Source organism: Streptomyces sp. NPDC028331, from assembly GCF_055565775.1.
The window spans coordinates 58,481-69,736 of record NZ_JBVHTR010000008.1 but is presented as its reverse complement, the minus strand read 5'-3'; the positions used below and the strand labels follow the sequence as shown (position 1 = coordinate 69,736).

At 71.0% G+C, this 11,256-nt stretch carries 8 protein-coding genes and 1 tRNA gene; 3 read left to right on the top strand and 6 right to left on the bottom strand.

The window, feature by feature from the left end:
• Nucleotides 1-124: 124 nt before the first annotated feature.
• Nucleotides 125-1,270 (bottom strand): SPFH domain-containing protein, encoded by a 1,146-nt coding sequence (locus tag ACZ4SW_RS14100; RefSeq protein ID WP_468242160.1) that lies wholly within the window; start codon nt 1,268-1,270, stop codon nt 125-127.
• 15 nt (nt 1,271-1,285) lie between these two features.
• On the bottom strand, nt 1,286-2,500 hold the full coding sequence (locus ACZ4SW_RS14095; protein ID WP_468242158.1) for a peptidoglycan-binding protein: 1,215 nt from the start codon (nt 2,498-2,500) through the stop codon (nt 1,286-1,288).
• Nucleotides 2,501-2,739: 239 nt separating this feature from the next.
• Here ACZ4SW_RS14095 and ACZ4SW_RS14090 point away from each other — a divergent pair.
• The 3 genes from ACZ4SW_RS14090 (at nt 2,740) to glxA (ending at nt 7,595) form a co-directional block, all read left to right on the top strand.
• Nucleotides 2,740-2,813, top strand: a tRNA-Lys gene (locus ACZ4SW_RS14090).
• A 910-nt stretch (nt 2,814-3,723) separates the two neighbouring features.
• On the top strand, nt 3,724-5,661 hold the full coding sequence (locus ACZ4SW_RS14085) for a glycosyltransferase family 2 protein (protein ID WP_468242156.1): 1,938 nt from the start codon (nt 3,724-3,726) through the stop codon (nt 5,659-5,661).
• Nucleotides 5,658-7,595 (top strand): radical copper oxidase GlxA, encoded by a 1,938-nt coding sequence (gene glxA, locus ACZ4SW_RS14080; protein ID WP_468242153.1) that lies wholly within the window; start codon nt 5,658-5,660, stop codon nt 7,593-7,595. The genes ACZ4SW_RS14085 and glxA overlap by 4 nt, the downstream gene beginning before the upstream one ends.
• Before the next feature lie 99 nt (nt 7,596-7,694).
• Here glxA and ACZ4SW_RS14075 read toward each other — a convergent pair whose 3' ends face one another.
• The 4 genes from ACZ4SW_RS14075 to ACZ4SW_RS14060 all read right to left on the bottom strand — a co-directional run bounded on the left by ACZ4SW_RS14075 (nt 7,695) and on the right by ACZ4SW_RS14060 (nt 11,192).
• Nucleotides 7,695-8,726 carry a glycoside hydrolase family 6 protein gene (locus tag ACZ4SW_RS14075; protein WP_468242151.1) on the bottom strand — a complete coding sequence of 344 codons (1,032 nt, stop codon included), beginning with the start codon at nt 8,724-8,726 and terminating at the stop codon, nt 7,695-7,697.
• Between the two features lie 55 nt (nt 8,727-8,781).
• On the bottom strand, nt 8,782-9,447 hold the full coding sequence (locus tag ACZ4SW_RS14070; protein ID WP_468242149.1) for a class F sortase: 666 nt from the start codon (nt 9,445-9,447) through the stop codon (nt 8,782-8,784).
• 3 nt (nt 9,448-9,450) lie between these two features.
• A complete protein-coding gene (locus ACZ4SW_RS14065; RefSeq protein ID WP_468242147.1) occupies nt 9,451-10,245 on the bottom strand; it encodes a hypothetical protein in 795 nt (264 codons plus the stop codon).
• 167 nt (nt 10,246-10,412) lie between these two features.
• A complete protein-coding gene (locus ACZ4SW_RS14060) occupies nt 10,413-11,192 on the bottom strand; it encodes an HAD-IIA family hydrolase (protein WP_468242145.1) in 780 nt (259 codons plus the stop codon).
• Nucleotides 11,193-11,256: the final 64 nt, after the last annotated feature.

Genomic DNA, 11,256 nt, shown 5'->3' with positions numbered 1-11,256 from the left:
GGGCTCCCCGGCCTTCCTAGCGGGCATTTTTTTGGTGGGGGGGAAGGGAGGAGGGGGGGGGGGGGGGGGGGGGGGGCCCCCCCCCCCCCCCCCCCTCCCCCCCCCCCGCACCCCGGCGCCCGTCTCACCCCCCGTCGCCCGCCCGTCCCGTGCAGAACGCCACCGTCAGGTCCCGGACCAGCGCCTTGCGCTCGTAGTCGTCGAGTTCCACCAGGCCCCGCGCGGTCAGCCGGGTCACCGTGTCCTCCACGGAGTCCAGGACCGAGCCGATCACCGCGTCACGGTGCTCCGCGTCGACCGCGGCGATACGGCGCCGCTGGATGCGGGCGGCGACCTCGGGGGCGTACTCGATCCGGGTCGGCTGGGCACAGAACACCTCCAGCCCCACCGGCGCCACGTCCGCCGCGACCAGCCGGGTCAGCGTGTCGCCGACCGCCTCGACGTTGCGCAGGCTCGCCACGTCCGTCACCGCGGGCAGGTCGGCGGGCACCTGCGGCAGCACCCGCGCGAGCGCCGACTCCACGCACTCCCGCAGATAGGTCTCGTGGTCGTCGATGCCGAACACGGCGCGGGCCGTGTCCTTGACCTGCCAGGTCACCAGCACCACCACCCGCAGCGCGACCCCGTTGGCGTCGACCGCGGGGATCGGCTCGCTGCGCCAGTGGCGCAGTCTCACGTCGACCCGGCGGCACAGCACCAGCGGGTTGACCCACATCAGGCCGGTGCGGCGGATCGTGCCCCGGTAGCGCCCGAACAGCGCCAGCACCCAGGCCCGCCCGGTGTCCCCGCGGGTGAGACCGCCGAAGCCGAAGAGGAGGAGCGTGCCCGCGACGGCGTACGCGGCCCACTGCGCGATTCCGAGCCGCGTGACCGGGACCGGCGGAAGGTCCAGGGTGCGGACCATGGCCGAGGGCAGGACGCCCGCCCACCACGAAGCGGCCGCACAGCCGACCGCGCCGCTGATCCCGGCCAGCAGGCCCACCGCCCAGGGCAGCACCCGCGCGGGCCGCTCGACCAGTTCGGGGTCCACCTCCGGCGTCTGCCGCCTGGGGGTGGCCGGCACCTGCACCCGGGGCTGCTCACCGGTGCCGAGCCGCCGTCGTACGACCGTCGGGGCGAGCGGCAGCGGCTCGGCGTCGGGTCCTTTCCGGAACAGCAGATGCACCGGGATCTCGGTGGTCGACTCGCTGTGGATCACCCGGGCGTTCCGCGCGTCGGCGCCCTCCGGCTCTCCTTCGTGCTCCCCGGTCGTTGATGTCGTCGTAGTCATCCGTGCCTCCACGTGTCAGGAGAAGAGCCGTCGCCAGGTCTCGGGCCCCGGGAAGCCGTCGGCCTCGCGGCCGTTCCAGCCCTGGGCGCGCTGGAATGCCTCCACGTTCCGCCGGTCGGCCTCCCCCCAGCGCGAGCCGGGGCCGCCGGTGTAGTGCGTGCCGAACCCCTTCTCGACCAGCCGTCGGCCCAGCAGGGCCACGTCCGGGTGGTCCGCACCCGGCCGGAACACCTCCCGGCCCGGGTAGTCGGGCACCCGGGGCGCGGCGGCGTACCGCGGTCCCGGGGCTCCGGAGGGAATCCGGGCGGAGGAGCGGCCGGGAGCCGTCGCCACCGGGCGCTTCGCGCCGGCGCCCGGCACGAGGTGCGCCCAGTCCTCGGGGCCCGGCAGTCCGGGGACACCGGGAGCACCGGAGACGCCGGGCAGGCCGGGAACGCCGAGCCCGGGGACCGGCGCATCCTTGCCCTGGGTGCTGTCCTTGGTCTCGACGACGTTCTTGTACCGGTAGGGCACATAGCGGTCGGAGTTCGTCCAGTACGCGTACGGGGTGACCTTCCGGCGGGCGCCCGGCGGGGTCTCCTCGTAGGCGATGTAGTCCGTGTGCTTGTAGTCCGACCAGCCGCCGAAGAGGACGACGTGCGACCCCTTCTCCGGGTTGTCGGGGTTGTGGAAGAGGAGGATGTCGCCCGGCTGGAGCTGCTCCTTGGTGATGCGCACGCCGAACTTGTCGAGGCTGCCCGTCCATTCGTTGGAGCCGAGGTTCCAGGCCATGGAGACGAAGCCGGAGCAGTCCTGCCGGTAACCGTCGGACCAGTAGTCGTCCATGCTGTACGGGACCTGGGCGTCGATCCACTTCTTGGCCCGGTTGATGATCTCGGTGCGGGTCGTCGTGGTGGCCGCGGTCAGGTTCGGGGTGCCGACCGGGCCGTGCAGCGGGGCGGTCTTGCCCTGTGGGTTGTCGGACGGGGCGTCCGGCGGTGCGTCCGGCGGCTGGTCGGCCGCGGGGACGCGCGGGGTGAGCGGCGTGCGGGCGACCGCGACGGCCGGTGCCGTCTGGGCCACGCCCAGTACGGTGCCCGCGGCGGCCGCCAGCACGAAGGCCGTGCGGGCCGCGGGGCGGCAGGTGCGTCCGGCGGCACGCGAAGGGGAGGCGGCGCGGCGCCGGCGCACACAGCCGGGGCAGTCGCAGTCAGTCGTGGGTTCGAGTTCCTCGAATACCGGTGTCTCCATGCGACGCCCTTCACGCTCCCTGTAGGCCCCGGGATGCATATGCACCTTTAGTCGTCTTAGTCCTCTTTTCTGCACATCCGTCAGTTACCCAGACGGGCGGGGAAACCCCGGGACGACGGGCCGAATGATGTACGCGAAGTCATTCGCACGGGTACCGGCCCCTCCGGACGGAGGCCCCCTCCGACCCGGGGTGGTCATGAGCACCCTCCGGCGTCGGGTAGACTTTTCCAGGTCAGCAGGCGCCGCTAGCTCAGTTGGTTAGAGCAGCTGACTCTTAATCAGCGGGTCCGGGGTTCGAGTCCCTGGCGGCGCACGATGGCGATGGCGAGGCGTGTTCGCGGAAAGTGCGAACCGGTCTCGCCATCTCTGTTTCTGCACGGCTTCGCCGCGCGCCGTGGGGGCTTCGCCACCCACACCCCCTTCAGGTCGGCCGCCGTCGCCGTCCGGCGCGCATGGCACCCCTTGGTTCGCGGAAAGCGCGAACCGTTCTCGCCATCTCTGTTTTTGCATGGCTTCGCCGCACGTCGTGGGGGCTTCGCCACCCACACCCCCCCTTCAGTCCGGCCGCCGTCGCCGTCCGGCGCATACGGCACCCCTTGGTTCGCGGAGCCGCCGTCGCCGTCCGGCGCGTACGGCACCGCCCGTGCAGGTCGCCGCAGCCTCGGCCCGAGCCGCCCCACGCATCCCCCGCCACCCGGGTGGGCCGTGGCACCACCCCCGGCAGGCCGCCGCACCGCCCGTCGCGTGGGGTCGGTCGGGTCACACGGTGCGACCGGCCCCTCGCACACCCCGCACGGACTCGGCGACGCCGCACGCGCCCAGGAGACCGTAAGGAACCACTTCCTCACCATCCACACCCGACTGACCGCAACAACCCCATAAGACACCAACAAACATCCCATTGAGACGGTATGACCGGTAAACAACGCGTTGCCCATCTTGCGATCAAGCCGGACACCATAGAACCCTTGGAATCCAAGGGACTGCCGGTATCCGGCAGTTGGGGATCGGGACCGGTTGCCGGACGCGGGGATGGGGGCCCCGCAGAAGCAGGCGCCGAGGGGGGCGTCATACAACCGGAAGGTCGCATTCGTGTCGATCTGGTGGAGATGACGCGATGAACCCGACCTGTCACTGATTCGTCCGTCAAGGTCGAGGGGGACCTAAAGCGGGCGAAAAGCCAGCAAAACACACACGCATCCGTGCGTGCGGGGGGATGACTCATGACGTCGACGCCGACGGGCGCCCGGCAGGGCTTCGACCCGTCACAGACGACCCGGCTCCGGGTGATGCCGCACCGAACGGGCCACACCGGAACCATCCACCGACTCAAGCGGACACTGCCCAGATACGACTACGAGCACTACAGCCGGCTGGCGGGTCCCCTCACGGAACCGGACCCGACCAAGCCGTACCGGGTCCAGTACCGCTCGCTGCTCTCCCAGGAGCCGCACCGCATCCGCGCCGCCCTGATGCTGGGCGCGGCGCCACTGCTGTCGCTGGTCCTGCTCGCCTGGCTGCTGCAGCCCGAACACTGGACCGAACGCGACTATCCCGCCTACGACTTCCTGCCCGTCCTCGACATCGTGATGCTGGTCTCGATCGGCCTGATCGAGTTCTTCCGGTGCCTGAACGTGCTGTCGAACGCGCACGCCACCCTGGTCGCCCGCGACCCGGTCCCGGTGGTGCCCGAGTCCGGCACCAGAGTCGCGTTCATCACCACGTACGTGCCCGGCAAGGAACCGCTCGCGATGGTGACGAAGACCCTGGAGGCCGCCGTCCGGCTGCGCCACCGGGGCCTTCTGCATGTGTGGCTCCTCGACGAGGGCGACGACCCCGAGGTGAAGCAGGTCTGCGAGCGCCTGGGCGTGCACCACTTCACCCGCAAGGGCGTCGAGAAGTGGAACCGGCCCACGGGACCGCACCGCGCGAAGACCAAGCACGGCAACTACAACGCCTGGCTGGAGGCGCACGGCGGCGACTACGACTACTTCGCCTCCGTCGACACCGACCACGTGCCGCTGCCCAACTACCTGGAGCGGATGCTGGGTTACTTCCGCGACCCGGACGTCGGCTTCGTCATCGGCCCGCAGGTCTACGGCAACTACGACACCTTCGTCACCAAGGCCGCCGAGTCGCAGCAGTTCCTCTTCCACGCCCTGATCCAGCGCGCCGGAAACCGCTACGGCGCGCCCATGTTCGTCGGCACGTCCAACGCCGTGCGGATCAGCGCCCTGAAGCAGATCGGCGGACTGTACGACTCGATCACCGAGGACATGGCGACCGGGTTCGAGATGCACCGCCACCGGAACCCGGCCACCGGCAGGAAGTGGAAGTCGGTCTACACCCCGGACGTGCTCGCCGTCGGCGAGGGCCCGGCCGCCTGGACGGACTTCTTCACCCAGCAGCTCCGCTGGTCGCGGGGCACGTACGAGACGATCCTCAAGCAGTACTGGAAGGGCTTCTTCTCACTGCCGCCCGGCAGGCTCTTCAACTACACCATGATGATCGTCTTCTACCCGATGTCGGCCCTCAACTGGATTCTGGCCGCGCTGAGTTGCGCCCTGTTCCTGGGGCTGGGCGCCTCGGGTGTGAACATCGACCCGACGGTCTGGCTGATGCTGTACGGCAACGCGTCGGCCCTCCAGATCGGCCTGTACATCTGGAACCGCCGGCACAACGTCTCCCCGCACGAACCGGAGGGCTCCGGCGGGGTGGCGGGCATGGTGATGTCGGCGCTGTCCGCACCGGTCTACGCCCGCTCGCTCCTGGACGCGGTGCTGCGCCGCAAGAGCAGGTTCGTGGTGACCCCCAAGGGTGATTCGGCGAGCCCCGACACGCTGTTCGGGACGTTCCGCATCCATCTGTTCTTCATCCTGGTCTTCGGCGGCTCCATCGTCGCCGGTCTCCTCCTCGGCCACTCCCACCCCGCGATGATCACCTGGGCCTCGCTCGCCCTGCTGATCACGGCGACACCGATCGCCGCCTGGCGCTGGACCCTGCGGCAGGCGGCGAAGAAGCCGGCCGTCGCGGACGAGGCGCAGGACACCGCGGTTGCGGCGCACCGGCCCGCCGGGGCCCACCCACCGGGGCAGCGGCCCGCCCTGGCCGGACACGACGAGCAGACCGTGCAGATCGCTCTTGGGGGACGCAAGAAATGAGGGACCAGGCCGGCCGCCGTCGCGCTCGTCGCCTAGCGATCGGCACGGTGGTGGTCCTCGCGCTGGGCGGGATGAACGGACCGTGGCTGTATCGCTTCGGCACGGAGCGGTACCACCAGTACACGATCAACAAGCCGGAGTACAAAGCCGAGAACGGGCACTGGCAGATCGTCGAGTTCCCCAAGGAGTACCGCCAGGACACCATTCACGCGGTGCTGCTGCACACCGGCAAGGTGCTGATGATCGCCGGCTCGGGCAACAACCAGGACAACTTCGACCGCAAGCAGTTCGACACCCGGATCTGGGACCCGGTCAAGGGCACCGTCAAGAAGGTGCCCACGCCGAACGACCTGTTCTGCACCGGCCACACCCAGCTCGCGGACGGCAACATCCTGATCGCGGGCGGCACCAAGCGGTACGAGAAGCTGAAGGGGGACGTCACCAAGGCCGGCGGCCTGATGATCGTCCACAACGAGAACCCGGACAAACCGATCACGCTGCCCGCGGGCACCAGGTTCAAGGGCAGGGAGAACGGCAAGACGTTCGTGTCCAAGGACCCGGTGCTCGTACCGCGCGCGACGAAGGTCTTCGACAAGAGGACCGGGAAGTTCCTGCGTAACGACCCCGGTCTCGGCCGCATCTACGTCGAGGCGCAGAGGAGCGGGGCGCGGTACGAGACCGGCACCCAGGACAACTACCGGATCCAGGGCCTGACCGGCGTCGACGCGCGCAACACCTACGGCATCGCGCAGAAGCTCGCCCTGGACAAGAAGGACTTCCAGGGGATCCGGGACGCCTATGAGTTCGACCCGGTCGCCGAGAAGTACATCAAGGTCGATCCGATGAACGAGGCCCGCTGGTACCCGACGCTCACCACCCTGAGCGACGGCAGGATCCTCAGCGTCTCCGGCCTCGACGACATCGGGCAGCTCGTCCCCGGCAAGAACGAGGTCTTCGACCCGAAGACGAGGAAGTGGACGTACACCCAGAAGATCCGCCAGTTCCCGACCTACCCCGCGCTGTTCCTGATGCAGAACGGCAAGATCTTCTACTCGGGGTCGAACGCGGGCTACGGGCCGGACGACGTGGGCCGCGACCCCGGGATCTGGGACGTGGACACCAACAAGTTCACCAAGCTGCCCGGGCTCAGCGACCCGAACATGATGGAGACGTCCGGCACGGTGCTGCTGCCGCCCGCACAGGACGAGAAGTACATGGTGATCGGCGGCGGCGGGGTCGGCGAGTCCAAGCTGTCCAGCAAGAGGACCCGGCTGATCGACCTGAAGGACGAGAACCCCAGGTTCGTCGACGGCCCGTCCCTGGAGAAGGGCACGCGCTACCCGCAGTCCTCGGTCCTGCCCGACGACACGGTGCTCGTCTCGGGCGGCTCGGAGGACTACCGGGGCCGCAGCGAGTCCAACATCCTCCAGGCACGGCTCTACCACCCGGGCAGCAACACGTTCCAGCGGGTCGCCGACCCCCTGGTGGGCCGCAACTACCACTCGGGGTCGATCCTGCTGCCCGACGGGCGCGTGATGTTCTTCGGTTCGGACTCGCTGTACGGCGACAGGGCGAACACCAAGCCGGGCAGGTTCGAGCAGCGGATCGAGATCTACACACCGCCGTACCTGTACCGGGACGGCCGGCCGTCGCTGTCGGGCGGGCCGCAGACCATCGCGCCGGGTGCCTCGGGGACGTTCACCTCGCAGCACGCGTCGGCGATCCGGAAGGTGCGGTTGATCCGGCCGAGCGCGTCGACGCACGTCACGGACGTGGACCAGCGGTCGATCGCCCTCGACTTCACGACGTCCGGGGACAGGATCACGGTGACCGTCCCGAAGAACCGGAACCTCGTGCTGCCGGGCTGGTACATGCTGTTCGTGGACGACGACCAGGGGACGCCGTCCGTGGCGCAGTGGGTCAAGGTTCCGTAGTCCGCGGGCAGTTGGGGGCGCCCTCCGCCATGGGGGCGCCCTCCGCCGCCGTAGGGCGCCCCTGCCGTCGTGGGGGCGCCCTGCCGTCGTCGGCGGACGCTACTTGGTCGCCTCCGCAAGCTTGAGCGCGTAGTCGGCCCACCACTGCCCGGCCTGCGGGCCGCCCTTGCACGTGCCGTCCGACTCTCCCGGGCGCTTCACCCACAGGTAGGCGTCCACCAGCGGGTCCGCCGTCCTGGTCGTCGGGGGCTCGCCCAGGGCCCGGCCCGGCGGGTTGCACCAGCGCTGCTGCGGATCGCCGTCCGTGTACGGCCCGTTGCCGTTGCGGCTGGTGTCGACCACGAAGTGCTTGCCGCCGACCTTCGCCGAAAGCTGCTTGCCGTAGGCGATCGAGTCCCGCGTCGAGTAGAAGTTGGAGACGTTCACCGCGAAGCCGTCCGCCCGGTCGACGCCCGCCTGCCGCAGCGGCTGGAAGATCTCGTCGGGGTGCTGCCAGCCCGCGTTGCCGGCGTCCAGGTACACCTTCGTGTTCCGCAGCGCCTTCAGCTTGCTGATCGCGCCCCTGAGCAGATCGTAGCGCTCCTCGTGGAACTCGTCCGGCGTGCACCCGTCCACCATGTGCAACACCGCGTCCGGTTCCAGGACCACTGTCGTGCGCCGGTCCCCGATGCCCCGGGCCACGCCGTCGATCCACGCCCGGTAGGCGTCGCCGTCGGCCGCGCCGCCCTGGGAGAACTGGCCGCAGTCACGGTGCGGGATGTTGTACAGGACCAGGATCGCCGTCCGGTCGGACCTCTCGGCGGCCTCGGTGAAGCCCCGCGCCTCCGCCTCGGGGTTCTCCGGGCCGATCCACTCCCCCGTCGGCTGCTCGGCGATCTTCCTGATCCGGTCCGCCTCGGCCGTCTTGCCGGCCTTCTCGTACGCGGCGACCTGCCGTGCCGCGTTCCCGTCGGGGTTGACCCAGAACGGGTCGGACGCCTTCGGCTGCTGGGTGACCCGGCCGCCCGAGCCGCCCTTCTTCTCCTCGCCTCCGCCCCCGCCGCCGGGGGAGGAACACCCGGCCAGCAGCAACGCGGCCCCCACCGCGGCCGCCGTGGCGACGCGCGCCCCCGCACCCCTCGTCCCGTACATCCAACTCCCCCTTGGCTGTACCGCGTTACGCACCAATCGTGACATACCCACCGGGTCACGGTGAGCCACTCGTCAGGTACGCCGAGACCACCACGTTGGCCGAGTACGTGTCGCTCGCCCTGTCGTAGGTGCCGCCGCAGGTGATCAGCCGCAGCTCGGCCCGGCCCGGCTCGCGCTGCCCGTACGCCTGCCGGGCGTCGAAGTGGTCGCGGGAGAGGACCTCGACGTCCTCCACGGTGAACTCGGCGACCTTGCCGTCGTCGCGGGCCACCCGCACCGTGGCACCCGGTCGCAGGCCGCCGATCCGGTAGAACACGGCGGGCTTGCTCCGGGTGTCGACGTGCCCGACGAACAGCGCGGTCCCGGCGGCCCCCGGCGTCACCCCGCCCTGGTACCACGCGACCACCCCGGGCTCGTCGAACGGCGGCGGATCGACGGCACCCTGCGCGTCCAGGCCGCGTGCCACCACGGGCGCCTGCACGCCCAGGTCGGGGATGTCCACGCGCAGCGGCAGCGCCTGCTTCAACGGCCGCGCGGCGGGCGGCAGCCGGTCCGTCGGGGGGCGCCCGACGGCGGCCATGTCACCGGTCGCCGGCGCGGAGATCCCCTGGCGCACGTCGGTGACCTCGCGGCCCCACATCCACAGCCCGAGCAGCAGGATCGCCCAGGCCACGCCCATCAGCAGGCGCCCCGTACCGCAGGAACGTTCGTGCCCGGACATGGCTCACTCCGTGCCACGGCCCCGGCGGGCGCCGCGCGCGACGACCACGACGGCGGCGATGCCCGCGAGGGCCAGCCCGATCAACGCCTGCCGCAGACCGGGCACGGCGACCCGGGGGTCGTCGGAGGAGGCGCGCGCCGTACCGCCACCGCCCGCGTGCACCGGTGCGACGGGCGAAGACGGAGAGGAGGGGGAGGAGAGACCGGAGGCACGGGAGCGCGCGGAAGGGGCGGACGACGAGGTGGTGGGGCCCGAAGACGCGCTACCGGCCGCGGCGTACGGCGTGGGGCCGGCGGTCGCGGAGGCGGAGGGGCGGTCGGAGGCCGAGGGGCCGTCGGACGCGGAGGGACTGTACGGCGCGACCGCGGCGGACGGCGTGGCGCTGCCCGGCGCGACGGCGCTGGGCGGCACGGCGCTGTCCGGTGCCGCGGCGGTGGACGGCGTGGGGTTGCCCGGCGCGGACGCCGTCGGGGCGGTCACGGTGAGCGCGTCCGTGATCTCACGGCCGTCGCAGCCGACCGTCACCTGGTACCGGCCCGGCTGCAGCGCCGAGCGGACCCGGGTGTCGCCGGACAGCGTGCCGTCGCCCCCGACCAGCCGTGCCTGAGCCACGAACGCGTCCGACACCGCCGTGCCGGTCCTGCCGGGGCAGCCCCGTACGGCCAGCCGCACATCGCTGCCGGGCGCGGGGAACGCGGGGGTCAGGACGACGCCCCGCACGTCCGCCGCGTACGCCGCGGGCGCGAGGGCACCCGCGACGACGGCACCCGCACACAGGGTGAGCCGTAGTGAACCCATCGTGAACCTCCCGATACCAGGAGACTCCCCCGCCGGGCACCTGGGCGCATCCGGACGGGACCCCCGACTACTCCGTACGAGGGGCCCGTCCTGCGCCGTACGGCTGTTTGGTGCGGCACCAGGCGACGTTCACCCGTGCGGGCGGTCACGCGTCTGCTCTGCGGGGATCAGACCCGGTCGACGAGGTCCGCGATCGAGTTCACGACGTGGGACGGGCGGAACGGGTAGCGGTCGATGTCCTCGGGCGTGGTGAGCCCGGTGAGCACCAGGAACGTCTGCATACCGGCCTCCATGCCGGCCAGCACGTCGGTGTCCATCCGGTCGCCGATCATCGCGCTGGTCTCGGAGTGCGCCCCGAGCGTGTTCAGGCCGGTCCGCATCATCAGCGGGTTCGGCTTGCCCGCGAAGTACGGCTTCTTCCCGGTCGCCTTGGTGATCAGCGCGGCGACCGCGCCGGTGGCGGGCAGCGGGCCCTCGGCGGACGGGCCGGTCTCGTCGGGGTTGGTGCAGATGAACCGGGCGCCGTCCTTGATCAGCCGGACCGCCCTGGTCATGGCCTCGAAGGAGTAGGTGCGGGTCTCGCCGAGCACCACGTAGTCGGGCTCGTGGTCGGTGAGGATGTACCCGATGTCGTGCAGCGCCGTCGTCAGGCCGGCCTCGCCGATGACGTAGGCGGTGCCGCCGGGCCGCTGGTCGTCCAGGAACTTGGCGGTGGCCAGCGCCGAGGTCCAGATGTTGTCCACCGGCACGTCCAGCCCCATGCGGCGCAGCCGGGCGTGCAGGTCGCGCGGGGTGTAGATCGAGTTGTTGGTGAGCACGAGGAAGGGCTTGCCGGACTCGCGCAGCTTCTTCAGAAAGGCGTCGGCGCCGGGGATCGGGACACCTTCGTGGATGAGCACGCCGTCCATGTCGGTGAGCCATGACTCGATGGGCTTGCGCTCTGCCATGTGCGATCTCCTGCCGTACACAAGGGGGAACCGGGGGCTCCGGGGACGCCGGAAGACGGTGCGC